General features: G+C 61.5%; 17 protein-coding genes. 7 read left to right on the top strand and 10 right to left on the bottom strand.

The window, feature by feature from the left end:
* Positions 1 to 11 precede the first annotated feature (11 nt).
* From pqqB to HJD22_RS03660, 5 genes are all read right to left on the bottom strand, one after another.
* A complete protein-coding gene (gene pqqB / locus HJD22_RS03680) occupies positions 12 to 941 on the bottom strand; it encodes a pyrroloquinoline quinone biosynthesis protein PqqB (RefSeq protein ID WP_208654294.1) in 930 nt (309 codons plus the stop codon).
* Between the two features lie 95 nt (positions 942 to 1036).
* Positions 1037 to 1108: a pyrroloquinoline quinone precursor peptide PqqA gene (pqqA, locus tag HJD22_RS03675; protein WP_208656758.1), complete on the bottom strand. Its 72-nt coding sequence runs from the start codon at positions 1106 to 1108 to the stop codon at positions 1037 to 1039.
* Positions 1109 to 1236: 128 nt separating this feature from the next.
* Complete coding sequence (locus tag HJD22_RS03670; RefSeq protein ID WP_208654293.1) at positions 1237 to 1593, bottom strand: hypothetical protein; 357 nt, start codon at positions 1591 to 1593, stop codon at positions 1237 to 1239.
* 93 nt (positions 1594 to 1686) lie between these two features.
* Positions 1687 to 1995 (bottom strand): AzlD family protein, encoded by a 309-nt coding sequence (locus HJD22_RS03665; RefSeq protein ID WP_208654292.1) that lies wholly within the window; start codon positions 1993 to 1995, stop codon positions 1687 to 1689.
* Complete coding sequence (locus HJD22_RS03660; RefSeq protein WP_208654291.1) at positions 1992 to 2717, bottom strand: AzlC family ABC transporter permease; 726 nt, start codon at positions 2715 to 2717, stop codon at positions 1992 to 1994. Before HJD22_RS03660 ends, HJD22_RS03665 begins: the two co-directional genes overlap by 4 nt.
* 546 nt (positions 2718 to 3263) lie before the next feature.
* Between HJD22_RS03660 and HJD22_RS03655 the strand changes: the two genes are divergently transcribed.
* Positions 3264 to 4481: a glycosyltransferase gene (locus HJD22_RS03655; protein ID WP_208654290.1), complete on the top strand. Its 1218-nt coding sequence runs from the start codon at positions 3264 to 3266 to the stop codon at positions 4479 to 4481.
* On the opposite strand, the gene HJD22_RS03650 is transcribed toward HJD22_RS03655, so the two are convergent.
* Positions 4478 to 5473 carry an LLM class flavin-dependent oxidoreductase gene (locus HJD22_RS03650; protein WP_208654289.1) on the bottom strand — a complete coding sequence of 332 codons (996 nt, stop codon included), beginning with the start codon at positions 5471 to 5473 and terminating at the stop codon, positions 4478 to 4480. The two genes, HJD22_RS03655 and HJD22_RS03650, sit on opposite strands and share 4 nt — an antisense overlap.
* 214 nt (positions 5474 to 5687) lie before the next feature.
* Here HJD22_RS03650 and HJD22_RS03645 point away from each other — a divergent pair, with 214 nt between their 5' ends.
* The 3 genes from HJD22_RS03645 to HJD22_RS03635 all read left to right on the top strand — a co-directional run bounded on the left by HJD22_RS03645 (position 5688) and on the right by HJD22_RS03635 (position 8689).
* Positions 5688 to 7319 carry a BCCT family transporter gene (locus HJD22_RS03645; protein WP_208654288.1) on the top strand — a complete coding sequence of 544 codons (1632 nt, stop codon included), beginning with the start codon at positions 5688 to 5690 and terminating at the stop codon, positions 7317 to 7319.
* An 86-nt stretch (positions 7320 to 7405) separates the two neighbouring features.
* Positions 7406 to 7585: a hypothetical protein gene (locus HJD22_RS03640; RefSeq protein WP_208654287.1), complete on the top strand. Its 180-nt coding sequence runs from the start codon at positions 7406 to 7408 to the stop codon at positions 7583 to 7585.
* 174 nt (positions 7586 to 7759) lie between these two features.
* On the top strand, positions 7760 to 8689 hold the full coding sequence (locus HJD22_RS03635) for a D-2-hydroxyacid dehydrogenase family protein (protein WP_208654286.1): 930 nt from the start codon (positions 7760 to 7762) through the stop codon (positions 8687 to 8689).
* A gap of 12 nt (positions 8690 to 8701) precedes the next feature.
* Here HJD22_RS03635 and HJD22_RS03630 read toward each other — a convergent pair whose 3' ends face one another.
* Positions 8702 to 9979: an MFS transporter gene (locus HJD22_RS03630; protein WP_208654285.1), complete on the bottom strand. Its 1278-nt coding sequence runs from the start codon at positions 9977 to 9979 to the stop codon at positions 8702 to 8704.
* A gap of 91 nt (positions 9980 to 10070) precedes the next feature.
* A complete protein-coding gene (locus HJD22_RS03625) occupies positions 10071 to 11210 on the bottom strand; it encodes a mechanosensitive ion channel family protein (protein ID WP_208654284.1) in 1140 nt (379 codons plus the stop codon).
* Positions 11211 to 11389: 179 nt separating this feature from the next.
* On the opposite strand from HJD22_RS03625, the gene HJD22_RS03620 reads away from it, so the two are divergent.
* A complete protein-coding gene (locus HJD22_RS03620) occupies positions 11390 to 12085 on the top strand; it encodes an extensin family protein (RefSeq protein WP_208654283.1) in 696 nt (231 codons plus the stop codon).
* A gap of 59 nt (positions 12086 to 12144) precedes the next feature.
* Here the strand turns inward: HJD22_RS03620 and HJD22_RS03615 are convergent, their stop codons facing one another.
* Both HJD22_RS03615 and aguA read right to left on the bottom strand, forming a co-directional pair.
* Positions 12145 to 12384, bottom strand: coding sequence for a hypothetical protein (locus HJD22_RS03615; protein ID WP_208654282.1), 240 nt, complete (start codon positions 12382 to 12384; stop codon positions 12145 to 12147).
* A gap of 109 nt (positions 12385 to 12493) precedes the next feature.
* Positions 12494 to 13612 carry an agmatine deiminase gene (aguA, locus tag HJD22_RS03610; RefSeq protein WP_208654281.1) on the bottom strand — a complete coding sequence of 373 codons (1119 nt, stop codon included), beginning with the start codon at positions 13610 to 13612 and terminating at the stop codon, positions 12494 to 12496.
* A 140-nt stretch (positions 13613 to 13752) separates the two neighbouring features.
* Between aguA and HJD22_RS03605 the strand changes: the two genes are divergently transcribed.
* Positions 13753 to 14694: a cobyrinic acid a,c-diamide synthase gene (locus tag HJD22_RS03605; protein ID WP_208654280.1), complete on the top strand. Its 942-nt coding sequence runs from the start codon at positions 13753 to 13755 to the stop codon at positions 14692 to 14694.
* A gap of 50 nt (positions 14695 to 14744) precedes the next feature.
* The gene (locus HJD22_RS03600; protein WP_208654279.1) at positions 14745 to 15959 is read left to right on the top strand and encodes a toxic anion resistance protein; all 1215 of its coding nucleotides are present in this window, start codon (positions 14745 to 14747) and stop codon (positions 15957 to 15959) included.
* Positions 15960 to 15966 lie beyond the last annotated feature (7 nt).

The following is a 15966-nucleotide window of genomic DNA, read 5'->3' as shown; positions in this document are numbered from 1 at the left end:
GCGTGCTGGAATCAGATCTCCAGCCGCATCCCATCGAAGGCGACTTCGATTCCCTCCCGCGCCAGGGTGTCGCGCTCCTTGGAGCGCTCGTCAAGGATCGGGTTGGTGTTGTTGATATGGATCAGAATGCGGCGGGTCGTCTCTGGCAGCCCGCGAAGCTCGGCGATCAGCCCTCCATCGCCGGCAAGCGCCAGATGACCCATGTCCCTGCCGCTGGCGGTGCCGACGCCGGCACGCTTGAGCTCGTCGTCGTGCCATAACGTTCCATCTACCAGTACGCAATCGGCACGGCCCAGCCAGCCACGCACTCGCTCGTCGAGCTGGCCAAGGCCGGGGGCGTAGAAGAGACTGTTGCCGCTTCGCCTATCCTCGATGAAGAGTCCGATATTGTCTCCCGGCGTAGGAGAGCCGCGGCGGGGGGAATAGGGCGGGGCGTTGCTGGTCAGCGCCACGGCGGTAAAGGCAAGTCCTGGGCAGGCATCGATGGTGAAGTCGCTTTCGGTGACCTCCTCGCCAATATCCAGGGGGCGCCAGCGCAGCCCGCCATTCCAGTGCTTCAGCATGGGAAACAGCGGGAATCCGGTGCTCAAGTCCTGATGGACATTGGAGGTGCACCACACATCGAAGGGGCACCCCTCGCGCAGCGACAGCAGGCCGGTGGCATGGTCGATTTGCCCGTCCATCAACAGCACGCCCGATATGCCGCTGTCACGCGGTATCCGCTTGGGGTGCAATTCGGAATTGGCGGCCAGTTGCGCACGTATATCCGGCGAGGCATTGCACAAAAGCCAGCGTTCGCCGTCGCTGCTGATCGCAATCGAGGATTGAGTGCGCGGCTGGACCTCGAGCGTACCCTGACGCACTCCATGGCAGAGCGAACAGTTGCAGTTCCATTGAGGAAAGCCGCCTCCCGCGGCCGAGCCCAGTACCAACACCTGCATGACTCGCTCCTCGGTATTCAGTAAAGCCTTCCGACAAAGCAAGACGCTCCGCAAAACGGAGCGCCTTGGATCGTGATCAGAGGATCATGACATGGTCAGCGATTGGCGATATAGAGTGTCACTTCGAAACCGAGACGAATGTCCTGATAAACGGGCTTTGTCCACATGGCGTTTCTCCTTTCTGTCTGGTTGCAATCTTTGGCTCTCATCGATTGATACGGGCCAAAGAGACGATGGGCTTCTCTAATTCCTAGTTCATGCGCCAGCTCAGGTCAAGCGAGGGGGTGATCGGCGGTTACTGCACCTCGCGTCGCTTGACCTCGTAATCGCCCTCTAGCACCTGTGTGCGAGGGGAGGCGCCATCAAATCCGTCCCGAAAACCCGAGATATCCTCGGCCTGCTGTGCTCTCATGCGCTCCATGCGTTTCTTCATGCGGTAGCGAAGGATAGGCAGCATGGCCCAACCGATCAGCAGAAACACCAGCCCCAGTAGCGTCCCCACGATCATCAGCACGCCGAACATCAGCCAGGTAATGACCAGCCTGAGCCCTCCCATGCCGCCATTGGGCCGGGAGCGCTGCGCACGTTCGCGCCACTGCTGGGTAACGTGCCAGGCGGCGTTGTTATTGCTGTCACGACGGGAGTCGGTCATTGAGCCTCCAGCGGCCGGCAGCAATTGCCGGCGCATGAATGTGTGTCATAAGTATTTGAGGGGTCGATGCAGATAAGGTTCACTGCGTTGGTCTTACCATAGCCTGACCAGTGCCGCCGTCACGATACCGCTGCTGATGGCGGCCAGCGGCTTGCGTGTCGCCAGCATGGTGCCGAGGGTGGCCAGTAGCGCCAGGCGCGCCGCACCATCGCCTTGAACGGCCATGGGAGCTATCACTGCCACCAGCACCGAACCGGCCATGGCGTTGATGAAGCGCTCGACACGCGGGCCGATAGGGATGCGCGACATGATGAGCAAGCCGCCGACGCGGGTGAGGTAGGTGATCAGCGCCATGGTCACGATGGCGATGAAGGCACCCAACGGGGTGAGGGGAAGCATCATGATGTCCTCCTCTCCTGGCGCTTGCCTGGCAGCATGAGTCCGGCGATGCCGCCTGCCAGTGCTCCGACGATGACATGCGAATGGGGCGGTAGCCACCATAGGGCCATCAGCGCCGCAAGCCCTGCCACGCTCCAGGGCAGCAGCATCGAGCGGTCGCTGCGCCCGCCGACCAGCATGGAGAGCAGAAAGCAGCCCATGATCACATCGAGTCCAAGACGCTCGGGCTCGCTAATGCCACTGCCGAAGAGCACTCCCAATAGCGTTCCGATCATCCAGGCCAGCCACAGCGCGAGGCCGCCTCCCACCAGCATGCCGATATTGGTCTCGCCACGCCTGCGATCGGAGGCGGCCATGGCCCAGTTGGAGTCGCTCATGAGTACGGTGCTGGCATAGCGTTGGTGAGGTGGCAGGGCGCGAAGCCAGGGATAGAGGGCCGCGCCCATGAGTAGATGACGGGCATTGATGGCGAACGTCGAGGCGATCAGCGCGATGAGCGGGATCTGGGGGCCCCACATCTCCAGGGCGGCAAACTGCGAGGCGCCGGCAAATACCAGGCTGCTCATCAGCAGGGTTTCGAAGGCGGAGAGACCACGCTGCATGGCGGCAACGCCAAAGGCTAGCCCAAAGGCAATCACGAACAGTGAAATGGGAGCCATGCGACGAATGCCTGAGAGTGTCCCGGCGGCATCGAGCCAGGCATCTGGAGTAGTGCGAGGGGCCATGCAAAGCCTCGTTTAGTCATTGTTAAGTCAGGCAAATACTATCGTGCGCCAGCTATCCCTCTGCGGCAAGTCTCACATCCTTTCAATAGACGAAAAATTAGCTGGCGTCGGATCTGGCGTGGTCTACGCTTGGCTTTGCATCATCGATAGAAACTGGTTTGATGCATGAGAGTTCTAATGTAAGGCCTCAGCCAATGCTAATTGCTAAAGCAAAGTGGCGGAAATAAACATGAGTCGCCTAGTGTAGTTAGACGCCTCGCTTATTATTTTTCTGATGCGTGGTGTGTTTTTATGGAGTGTGTCATCGCCTTTCAATGTGGTTTGTGGATAGTAATAGATAAGTCGAGTGCGACGCTCGATCAAATTCCTCTTTATTAAATATTGTTAATATAAAAAATAATAATCGAGAGCGCGCTTATATGTGAGCTTTTGGGTGGTGTGGGGCAGGCATGCCCACAGCCGGTACAACGGGGTGCAATGTGCCAGAGGGCCCAAGCTTTTCTTGAGGTTTAAGAAAGGTTTGTTATTGCTATGGTGTGATTACGTATGGATAACGATAATCAAGCGATCCTTCCGCTTAATGCGAGCATGGATGAAGCATGCAATGTCGATATACTTTTCTTGGCTGACGAGATAAATCTACTCATACGCGACTGCAGCCCCTTGATGCTCTCCTTGGTAGAGCAAGGGAAATCGGTGGCCATGTTGAGTCCACCAAACGAATTATTATCGACGTTAAAGGATAAGGGCGTGCGTATCGTGACCTACGATAGCGATCCTTTCATGGGAAATGCCAGACAGCGGTTGCTGCGTTTCTTCCCTCTGGTCGCGCTCATTCACCGGCTCAAGCCGGCATCGGTCTTCGCCTACTCCCTCAGAACATCGCTAGTGGCCAGCCTCGCTGCCCGCTTTTCCCGAGTATCCGACGTCTACTGTCTAGTCAATGGGGTGGCGCGGACAGGGAACAAAACGGTGGCGTCTCGCCGAACCTCCCGGTTGAAAATCGCCTCGTATGGTGTGATAGGCGGCTTGAGCCAGCTGGTCATATGTCAGAACGCGGACGACCTTCAGGAGCTCAGGAAAAGCCGCATCTTCCGCCGTATGACGGAGACTCATCTCACTCATGGTGTCGGGGTGGACCTCAAGCATTTTTCCATGATGCCAGTGTCGCTCGAGCCGACGACCTTCCTGTGCCTGGCCTCATCGACCTCTCTTGAAGAGGTGCGCGCCTTCGCGACCGCTGCGATGGCACTGAAGTGCCAGTTTCCCCAGGTCAGATTCCAGCTCGCTGCTATCGCAGATCGTTCTCTTGAAGGCGGTTCTCTCGAAGATTTTTCTTTTGAAAAAGAGCAGCGGGCGCTGTGGGGCAAAAAAGGGGTTGAGATCCTTGATGCCTGTGACCCCCTACCCTGGATCAAGCAGGCATCGGTGGTGATATTCCCTGGCAGCAGTAGAAAGGCGGGGCGAATCGCGCTGGAGGCGATGGGCTGTGGTCGAGCGCTCATCGCCTGCGATGACCTTGCCGAGCCCGGCCCGTTGGTGAATGGTATCAATGGGCTAGTGGTAAGAGCACGCGATGCCGAGGATCTCGCCCATGCGGTTCGCGAGTTGCTGAGATATCCACAGCGCATCTGCTCGATGGGCCGGATGTCACGTTATATCGCGGAGGCGAAATATGACCTGGCACAGGTCAACAACGCCATGTTGGCGGCCATGCTTGACCTCAAGCGGGGCGAACTGACTCGCCCCAGCGCCTATTCCTAGCCTTTCCATACCTGGGCCACGATCTCATAACTGCGCAGCCGATCCTGGTGGTGGTAGACGTCGGTATTGAGCATCAGCTCATCGGCGCCGGTGCGCTCTAGAAACTCCTCAAGCCCCTGGCGGACCGTTTCGGGGCCGCCAATCACTGCTGCGCCAAGGTTCTGTCCTACCATCGCCTGCTCCTGGGGCGACCAGTCCAACTGCTCCACTGGTGGAAGCGCCTTGGTGCTCTTGCCCCGGATCAGATTGAGAAACTTCTGCTGAGCGGTAGTCGCCAGGAAGCGAGCTTGATCGTCGCTCTCAGCGGCGATCACCGGCATGCCCACCATGGCGTAGGGTTTGGCGAGTACCTCGGAGGGGCGAAAGTTGTCGCGATAGAGTCGCAGTGCCTCGAACAGGTAGCCCGGGGCGAACTGGGCGGCGAAGGCGAACGGCAAGCCAAGGCGGGCGGCGAGCTGCGCACTGTAGCCGCTCGAACCCAGCAGCCAGAGCGGGACGCGGGTGCCCTGTCCAGGGACCGCCTTGACGCGCTGGTTTGGGCGCGCCTCATTCAGATACCCCCAAAGCTCCTCGACCTGTTCGGGAAAATCGCTCACACCCGACTGTGGATGGCGGCGCATGGCCGCCATGGTGGCGCCGTCCGATCCCGGCGCACGGCCTAGCCCCAGGTCGACGCGTCCGGGATAGAGCGTCTCGAGCGTGCCGAACTGTTCGGCGATCACTAGCGGTGGATGGTTGGGCAACATGATACCGCCACTGCCAACGCGAATACGGGAGGTATGCCCGGCGATATGGCCGATAAGTACTGCCGTGGCGGCGCTGGCGATGCCATCGATATTGTGATGCTCGGCCAGCCAGTAGCGATTGAAGCCCAGCTCGTCGGCCCGGCGCGCCAGGCCGACGGTCTCCTGAAAGCTGTCAGCGATGCTCGCACCCTGGCGGATCGGTGCCAGATCGAGAACGGAGAGGGGCGTTGTGGCGAGTTGGCTCATGAGATATCCATGATCGGTTGGTAGCATGCTTGCGATTGGCTTGGTTATGGGGACGCCGAGGAAGAAATGCAAATGGAGGGGACGGCGTCCCGGGCGAGCCCATGAGCCCATGAGCCCATGATGGGGTGCTGTGGGTTGCTAACCGATATGGCAGATGATACTGCTAGAGGCTAGGTTATTTATACAGCGGCTATACAGAATAAGGGAGTATTCGATGGCCAACACTGACGGGCAGCGGGTTTTTAGGATTTCGGCTTTTATCATCGTTGCACTGGTCGCTGTTGGGGCTGCCTTTCCGGATCGTTTCGGGGCAGGTGCCGAAGCGGCACTCAATCGCGTTACCGAACTCTTCGGCTGGTTCTATCTCTTCTCCGTTTTCGGCTTCGTGATCTTTTTGCTGGTGCTGGCCTTCAGCAAGTACGGCAAGATTCGCCTGGGCCCTCAGGATAGTTCGCCAAGCTACACCTTCTTCTCCTGGATCAGCATGTTGCTGGCCGCCGGTTTCGGTGTCGGCCTGGTCTTCTATGGTATGGCCGAGCCGATGTTTCACTATATCGAGCCACCCTATGGCGACGTCACGGCGGAGACGCAAGCCGCGGCGCGCTACGCCATCCAGTACAGTTTCTTCAACTGGGGGGTGCACCAATGGGCGGCGTTCTCGGTGGTGGGCTTGATCATCGCTTACTTTCAATTCCGCAAGGGGCAGGCGGGACTGGTCTCCTCGGTGCTCTCCTCGGTGACTGCCAAGTACCCCAAGGCACGGCCCTATGCGCCGGCTCTGGATGTATTCGCGGTTGTGGCCACGGTGATGGGGGTTGCTACGTCGCTGGGGCTGGGTGTGCTGCAGATGAATGGCGGCTTGAATGCGGTATTCGGCATACCCGAGGGCGTGCTTTGGCAATTCATCATCCTGTTCGTGATGTTTCTCGCCTACATGGCCTCGACCTGGTCGGGGCTGGACAAGGGCATAAAGCGCCTCTCCAATCTCAACATGATTCTGTGCATCGGGTTGATGCTCTATGTACTGATCACCGGCCCGACCCTGGCGATTCTCGAGACGATCACCCTGGGCCTGGGTGACTATCTGCAGAATTTCATCGGCATGAGCCTGCGTATCTCGCCCTACAGCGACAATACCTGGGCCGCTTCATGGACCATCTTCTACTGGGCGTGGGTCATCGCCTGGTCGCCCTTCGTGGGTACCTTCGTGGCACGTGTCTCGCGAGGCCGCACCATCAAGGAGTATGTCTTTGGCGTGCTGGTGGTGCCACCGCTGCTGGCCTGCCTGTGGATCGGCGTATTCGGCGGTGCGGCGCTCAATATGGAGCTCAATGGCGATGTCGGCCTGGCGGCTGCCACCGAGGCCAACATCACCGTGGCGCTGTTCGAGATGTTCGCGCTGATGCCCTTCACGCCGGTACTGTCGATCATCGCCATGTGCCTGATCTTCATCTTCCTGGTCACCTCCGCCGACTCGGCCTCCTATATCGTGGCGCAGATGACCGACAATGGCTCCATCAATCCGCCGCTTCACAAGCGCGTGACCTGGGGCGTGCTGATCGCTGCGATCTGCCTCACGCTGATTGCGGCCGGCGGTCTCACTGGCCTGCAGTCGGCCTCGGTGCTCTCGGCGCTGCCCTTCACCTTCATCCTGTATGGCATGGTGTTCGTATTGATCAAGGAGCTGCGTGCCGATCGCAAGGCGATGCTGACGGCGCTTTATCGCCGCCATGGCGAGACACCGGTAGGTGCCGACGCCTTCGAGGCGGAAATGCTCAGCGAGGAGGAGCGTTTCAGACGCGCTCCCAATGTGGTCAACCGGCGTATCAACGCCCGCGATACTTGATATCTTCGATCATGCGACGTGGCGAGCAGGAGGGTGACGACATATGATAGTCCTAAGCCTATTCACCCAATGACCGTGAAACCTCGATGCCTACGTTCAAGCCACGCCATAGCGGTATGCGTCGCGCAGCGCCCCACGGGGCCACGCCACGCCGGCAGGCCCCGCCCCCGGCGGCCTTCGATCGCTGGCTAAATCGGGCAGTGGATATTGCCGTGATCCTGGCCATGGCGGTGGGAAGCTTGGCTTTCATGATGCACTTGCGCTGAACGCATCGATTGATTCGTACTGAAGCACGGGCCACCTTGGGGTGGCCCGCTTCTATCATTCGTACGATTATCTATCACGTGGTTTGCGCTGATGTCCGACGGATTTATCTGGCAATATTGGGCGGCAGGCTAATAACCTCTGTGGCTTATCTTTCGTTGGCAAGGATTCCTTCAATGAAGATCGCGATTCCCGATGACTATCAGGATGTGGTTCGCACGCTGGATGCTTACGGCAAGCTCGACGGACATGAGGTGACGATATTCAACGATACCCTGACCGATCTCGATGCGCTGGCCGAGCGGCTGGGTGATGCCGAAGCGCTGGTACTGATCCGCGAGCGCACCCGCATCACCGATGAGTTGCTCGTGCGCTTGCCCAATCTCAAATGGATCAGCCAGACCGGCGGGGGGGCGGCACATATCGACAAGCAAGCCTGCGAGCGCCACGGGGTCACGGTTCTGGTCGGCACCGGCTCACCGCATGCCGCCGCTGAGCTGACTTGGGGCCTGGCGATGGCGGCGACCCGGCATATTCCCCAAGAGGTGGAGAACCTCAAGGCGGGGCGCTGGCAGCGTACCCTGGGCACGGGGCTCAAGGGCCGCACCCTGGGGATCTTCGGATATGGCAAGATCGGCAAACTGGTGGCGGGCTACGGCCAGGCCTTCGGCATGAACGTGCTGGTCTGGGGGCGCGAGAGCAGTCTCGAGCGTGCGCGTGATGCGGGGCTGGCCACCGCGGAGAGTCAGCGTGACCTGTTTGAGCGCGCCGACGTGCTGAGTCTGCATCTGCGCCTCAATGAGGGCACACAGGGCATCGTCACCGGTGAGCATCTGGCGTGCATGAAGCCCGAAGCGGTGCTGATCAACACCAGTCGTGCCGAACTGATCGAAAGCGGTGCACTGGAGGCGGCGCTGCGTGCCGGTCGTCCGGGCCGGGCAGGCATCGATGTCTTCGAGCAGGAGCCGCTTTTCGAGCACCCCATGCTCGAACTGCCGGGGCTGGTCGCTACCCCGCACCTTGGCTATGTCGAGCAGGACAGCTATGAGCTCTATTTCGGCGATGCCTTCGACAACCTGCTGGCAGCAGCCGAAGAGCGGCAGTAGAGGAGCGGGCTGTTACGCCTCCTGCAAGCGGGGCGTAGTGGCGGTAGCATCGTCGAAGCGATCCACCTGGCGTAGCGGGGCAAAGACCTTCGCCCACACGCCGACTACCGCCAGGGTGCCGAGCCCGCCAATCACCGCGGCCGGCACTACACCGAACCAGGCCGCCATGCTGCCGGCTCGAAATTCGCCCAGCTCGTTACTCGAGCCGATGAACAGCATATTGACGGCGTTCACGCGGCCCCGCATCTCGTCCGGTGTCGCCAGCTGGATCAGCGTCATGCGCACGTAGACGCTGATCATGTCGGCGGCGCCGGCAACCAGCATGGCAACGAAGGAGAGCCAGAACAGCGTCGAGAAGGCAAATACCAGGTTGGCGATGCCGAACACGCCCACCGCGATGAACATCACCAGGCCGGTATGGCGCTTGATGCCACGCACCCCGAGGTAGAGGCTCATCAGCAGCGCGCCAAGCGCTATCGCACTGCGCAGTGCCCCCAGTCCTTCCGGTCCCACATGCAGTATCTCCTGAGCATAGATCGGCAGCAGCGCCACCACCCCGCCCAGCAGCACCGCGAACAGATCCAACGAGATGGCGCCGAGGATGATCGGCTGCGAGCGCATATAGCTAATGCCGGCAGTGAAGCGCCGCCAGGCGGTGGTCTCCAGGGTCTTGAGGGGCTGTGTATAACGCACCACCACTCCCTGCAGCAGCAATAGCGCCACCACGAAGCACCCAAGGCAGACCGCATAGGCCAGGCTTCCCCCGACTGCATAGAGAATACCGCCGAGCAGGGGGCCACCGATCACCGCGATCTTCATGATCGAGCTGTTGAGGGCAATCGCCTGGGCCAGTTGCGCGCGAGGCACCAGATTGGGCAACAGGCTCTGCAGGGCCGGGCCGGTGAAGGCGCGGGCACAGCCGAACAGGGCCAGCACAAAATAGTAGAGCGTGACCTCGCCGTTGCCAGCCGCCGAGAGCCACAGCAGCAGAGCGCTGCAGACCCCTTGTAGGGCCCAGCTCAGCTGCAGGATGCGCTTGCGCGGGAAGCGGTCGACCAGATCGCCGGCCGGCAATAGCAGCAACAGCATGGGCAGGAACTGGGCAAGCCCGACATAGGCCAGCGACATGGGGTCGCGGGTGATGTCATAGACCTGCCAGGCCACCACGATCGCCTGGATCTGCATCGCGAACACCGCCGCCAGGCGGGCCGAGAGAAAGGCCAGGAAGCCAGGCTGGCGGTACAGGGGGAGCGTGTCGCTATCGTCGGTTCGGGAAGCGGTCGTGGACATGTTCACTCAGGGCGTCGGATCGTAAGCGTGCGAAATGTATAGCATGTCACAGAATGTCGTCGCAGGCTCGCTCATATCCGCCGCCCTCGCCTCAGGGAGACGCTGGTCGGGGAGGTGGGCTGATCGCCTCGTCCGAGAGCATAGGCTGGCTCAGCTCGCCGCGGTGGCGGGGGAGAGCCTCGGGGCAGTGATCGCGCAGGAAGGCGAGCATCTTCTCGCGCACCTCGCAGCGCAGGTCGAAGGCGGTCCCCGCATTTCTCGCACTGACCAAGGCACGGACCTCGACGGTCCACTCCTTCACTTCCGTCACCTGCAGGACGATTACCTTGCCATCCCAGTGCGGGGAGTCGCGAACGATCTCCTCGAGCTTGGTACGCAGGCGGTCGAATGGAGTTCGATGATCCAGATAGAAGAAAGCGGTCCCCAAGAGTTCCGAGCCTTCACGGGTCCAGTTCTGGAACGGCTGTTGTATGAAGTAGGAGAGGGGCACCACTAGACGGCGCAGATCCCAGATTTTCACTACCACATAGGTGCCGGTAATCTCTTCGATCTTTCCCCACTCGTTCTCGACGATCACGACGTCGTCGATGCGGATCGGCTGGGTGATGGCCAGCTGTATTCCGGCGATCAGGTTGGCCAGTACCGGCTGTGCGGCGAAACCGACCACGATGCCGGCAACGCCCGCCGAGGCGAACATGCTGACGCCATAGGGGCGTACCGCCTCGAACGTCATTAGCGCCAGCGCCGTGGTGAGAATGACGATGAGTGTGGTCGCCGCCTGACGCAGTATGCGCACCTGAGTATAGTGCTTGCGCGCGATCAGGTTGTCTTCGACATCCATCCGGTAGCGGCGCAGGTAGAGCGCGGAGACGACCCGCACGATGGTCAATGCCGTCCAGCCCACCAAGATGATGAAGGCGACCAGCAGCGCATGCTGCATCATCTCGGTCAATTGGGGCGGCAGCGGTGCCACACGCAGCGCGATGGAGAGGCCGACCATCACCAATGCCTGGCGTGTGGGGCCTCGCGTCTGGGCGAGGATGGAGAGCAGCCACGGATGCCGTACTCCGAGTGCGCGCCGAATCAGGCGCACCAGCAGTCGGTGCAGCCCCAGCGTCAGCATGGCGGCGATGACTAGCACCACGGCGCTTACCAGCCAATTGGGGAGCCAAACCAGGGTTGAGTTGATCCGAGCGACTAGCCCGGCCATGCTATCGATGAATCCTTCCATGTGTTTCGTCCTTAAAAGCGGGTCTTGCTTACTCTTCCTAGCAGCGTTTTCAACAGCGTTTGTTATTAAGGTAGCACTGTATGAGCAGGTGATATCGCAACACTGTCGCTTCTGCGGCTTTGTATGCCGCCTCGTTGCCGTTACGCTGAACGAGAAACCATGGATGGGTGAGGACAGGCATGCGTGCGTTAGTTTTTTTTCTGCTGCTGGGGGGAGCTGCCCTGGCATTATGGTATTACGAGGACGAGATCCCACGTCATTGGCATCCCTGGGAGCCCCTGACGGTCGATGATCCGCTGACGCCGATCACCAAATGGAAGCTCACGCAGCTCGCGGATGATCGCGAGGGGTGTCTGGCGGCACTCGATACGGCCCCCGGAGGAGAGCTCTCCTATACGCCTCTGGCCGACTACACCCCGGTGGAGAGCTGTCCGCTCGAGAACGTGGTGCGCATGCAGAGCAGCGAGGTGAGCTTCAATTCGTCATTCGTGGCCTCCTGCCCACTGGCGCTCGCCTGGGTGATCTTCGAGCGTCAGCGGTTGCAGCCGGCGGCTCAAGAGGTCTTTGGCAGCCGTGTCTCCCGCGTCGAGCACTACGGCAGCTTCGCCTGTCGCAACATCTACCACCGCGAGGGGGGGAGGCGCAGCGAGCACGCCACGGCCGAGGCGCTGGATGTCGCAGCATTCAGGCTGGCCAACGGACGGCGCATCGTGCTGCTCAATCACTGGCACGAAGATGGCGAGGCAGGCGAGTTCCTGCGCCTGGCCCGCGACGGCGCCTGCGATATCTTCGGCAACGTGCTGGGACCCGATTACAATCAGGCCCATGCCGATCATTTCCATTTCGGCATGCGCGGCTTTCGCACCTGTCGCTGAGACCGTGAGAAACAGCAAAGCCCACCGAGGTGGGCTTTGCAAGGGAGCACAACTATCGCTCAACGGTTGAGATCGAGATCATCCGAGTCGGTGGCGGCACCTGTCGCGGCACCGGCCCCTGCCCCTATCACTGCGCCGCGCACGGCACTGCCGCCGGTGGCGGCTCCAGCACCGGCACCTACCGCAGCACCTACGCCAGCACCGCTGGCGGCACGCTCACCCGTGCCCGTCCCGCAGCCAGCGAGCAGCAGCATCACGCTGAGCACTGCCAGTGCGCTTGTCAGTCGTCCTTGGGTCATAGGTTACCTCCATTTCCTTGGCTTTACCTTTATCACCGTAGTGAGGATCGTTGCTCCAGGCAATGTTCGGCAATGTTCTCAGGTCCTAGCAGTATCGTTGCGCCTGGCATCAGGGACGCGGTTGCTGCTGCGTGATGCAATGGATGTTGCCTCCGCCGAGCAGAATCTCGCGGGCGGGTACACCGATCACGCGCCTGTCGGGGAAGGCCTCCTCGAGTACGGCAAGGGCTTGATCGTCATGAGCCGGGTCGAGCAATGGCATCACCACTACCGTGTTGCCGATATAGAAATTGACGTAGGAAGCGGCCATGCGATCGCCGGGCTGGCGTGGGTGCGAGCTGCTCAGGCGATCGATGCCGCTGGCCTCCTCTTCGGCGATGGTCAGTGGCCCCGGCTGGGGCAGCTTGTGCACCTTGAAGTCGCGGCCCATCGCATCGCTGCTCTGCTCGAGCACTGCCAGGGCGGCCCGGGAGATGGCATACTGCGGGTCGCTCTCGTCATCGCACCAGGTCAGGGCCACGACACCCGGGGCGATGAAACAGCACAGGTTGTCGATATGGCCATCGGTCTCGTCCAGGTAGCAGCCGTTGGGCAGCCAGATCACCTTCTTCACGCCCAGGTAGTCGAATAGCACCTGCTCGATCTCGGCACGCCCCAGTTCGGGATTGCGGTTGGGGTTGAGCAGGCACTCCTCGGTGGTGAGCAGGGTGCCTTCACCGTCGACGTGAATGGCGCCGCCCTCCAGCACCACCGGGGCCTGGAAGCGCTCGATGTTGAGCATCTCGGCGATCTTGGCGCGGATCCGGCGGTCCTTGTCCCACGGGAAGTAAAGCCCGCCCTTGAGGCCGCCCCAGGCATTGAAGTCCCAGTCGACCATTGCCAGCTTGCCATCCGGATGGGTCAGGAAGGTGGGACCGACATCGCGCATCCAGGCATCGTTACTGGAAAGCTCCACCACGCGAATGTACTCGGGCAGCTGGAAGCGTGCGTTCTCGTACTGCTCGTCGTTGACGCCGACATAGACCGTTTCGCTTTCAGCAATGGCACGCGCCACGGCGACGAAGGCCTTCTGCGCCGGCTTGGCGCCATATCGCCAGGTATCCGGGCGCTGCGGCCAGAGCATCCAGCAGGCGTCGTGAGGGGCGAATTCGGCGGGCATGCGAAAGCCCAGTGCGGCCGGTGTGGAAACCGGGTCCGTGAGCGATGAAACGGACGGGGTCATGGTCATGTCTAATCCTGGAAATTCACATCAACCAATAACAAAGTCGCGATAGTGAATCCAGCGAGGAAACGCGTCCAGCGCTTTATTGCGCCATTCGTGTTCCTCTACACTCATGCTTCCTTCCCTACGGTCGGGCAACGTCATCTATGCTGGGATTTCTTCAAGGATTTGCCTATGGGCTCTTTCTCACCTGTCTGCCATGGTTCCTCGCAGGGATGGTCAACCCTTCGCTTGCCATGCCCGGCGAGTCGCCGAACCGGTTGCAGGTCATCTGGCGTTATTGGCTGCTGGTGCCATTCATCGGCTTTCTGATCTGGCTAACCTCGCTATGGGGCGGTTTCGGTCCCAGCTTGTGGGGCTGGCTGGCGGGACTGGGCGCGATCGCCGTTGAGCTGCCCCTGGAGCGGCGCTTTCGTGACTGGCGCGCCAGGCGTCGCCAACGCAAGTTCGAGGCCGAGCACGCCAGGCAGGAGGCGCTACGCCGGGCAGCCCTTGCCCGGGAGTCAAGCGAAGCGGGTGTCGAGATACTCGACCCAAGCGAGCCTCCTGCCAATGCCGACGAGGTCGTGCTGGCGCTGTGGCGGGCCAAGCAGGCGCTGCTGGGTGCCCAGCGCAGCGATCTGGCGACCCAGGCCGACCGTCTCTACAGCCGTTACCGGCATGTATTGGGTGTGCTGGGCAATCGGTTCGACAGTGGCGAGCTGGCCTTCGAGCGCTCGCGGACGCTGATCAGTGAGGTCTGCTTTGGTGCGGTGGACAATCTCACCGCGATGGCGTCCCAGGCGCGGGGAGTGGCTGGCGTCGATGGCGATTTCGTACGCCGCCGCCTGGCGCGTGAAGGCAAGCAGCTATCGACAGCCGAGCGCGTGGCGCTGAAGCGACGCCTGGAGCTGATCGAGGAGACCGAGCGCTACTTGAAGCGATTGTCTGCTCGTAACGAGGCGGCATTGACCGCGCTGGACGATACCGCAGTGGCGATGGCGCGCATCGAGACCGGCCGTCCTCAGGCCTCGGTCGCCGCCGACCAGGCGCTGACCGATCTGCGTGACTTCGTCGGCAGGGCCGACCGCTATGCCCGCCGCGAGTAAGTGGCCATGGCTTCACGAATCGAGAGCATGAACTGTGAGAGAGCGAGCCGATGAGAGAGATCGACGATAAGCCGGGCACCAACCGGCTGTCCCTGCCACCGGTGGAGGTGCTGGCCGAACGCCTGGCAGAAGAGACGACGGAGAAGAGCGAGTTCGAGGAGGATGACGAGCTCGTTGGCGTGGCCGACGCCTTCGTCGAGGAGGTGCTGGCGCGCGACGCTGATATCACCACGGCGGAGCGCCAGCGGCGTGCCGTGGACGAGATGGGCATCGAGATCCAGCGCCAGGCGGCGCATCATAGCGCCATGCTGCAGACGCCGCTGCGCAAGCTGGCGACCCAGGGCGACGATGGTGGGCCGGTGGCCCAGGCACTGGTCAACCTGCGGGGTCGCATGCGCGATCTCGATCCCGGCCAGCACCGCTTGGCACCGGGAGGGCTCGATCGCGTGATGGCGCGTCTACCCGGGGTCGGCTCGCGCCTGCAGCGCTACTTCCGTAAGTTCGAGAATGCCCAGCAGGCGCTCGATGCGATCATCGCCGATCTGGAGAGTGGGCGCGACATGCTGCGCCGCGACAACCTGACGCTCTCCGACGATCAAGCCTCGTTGCATGAGTCGCTGACGCAGCTGCGTCGCCAGATCGAGCTCGGCCGGCTGATCGATCGGCGTCTGGAGAGGGCAGCCGCCAGTCGTGATGTCAACGATGCTCAGCGGGCCTTCATCGAGGAGGAGCTGCTGTTTCCGTTGCGCCAGCGTATCGTCGATCTTCAGCAGCAACTGGCAGTCAGCCAGCAGGGTGTGCTGGCCCTTGAGGTGATCATCCGCAACAACCGCGAGCTGATGCGCGGGGTGGATCGGGCCATCAACGTCACCGTGTCGGCATTGACCGTGGCCGTCACCGTGGCGATGGCGCTGGCCAATCAACGCCTGGTGCTGGATCGAGTGGAGGCACTGAACAGCACCACCTCGGAGATCATCGGCGGTACCGCCCGCGCGCTCCGGCAGCAGGGGGTGGACATCCAGACCCGTGCCTCGTCGGCGATGCTCGACATGCAGACGCTCGAGGAAGCCTTCGGCGAGGTGATGGGCGCCATCGACGATCTGTCACGCTACCGTCAGGAGGCGCTGCCGACCCTGCAGGCGCAGATCTCGCGGCTGGAGTCGCTGTCACGCAAGGGGGGCGAGGCGATCGACAAGCTCGAGCGTGGCAACCAGGTCCAGGAGCCAGAACAGGACCGCGAGCCGAAGCCCGATGGCCCCGCATAAGACTGGT

The sequence above is a fragment of the Halomonas sp. TA22 genome, assembly GCF_013009075.1.
Lineage (GTDB): Bacteria > Pseudomonadota > Gammaproteobacteria > Pseudomonadales > Halomonadaceae > TA22.
The sequence above is the reverse complement of the archived record's forward strand: the minus strand, read 5'-3'. Positions and strand labels throughout refer to the sequence as shown.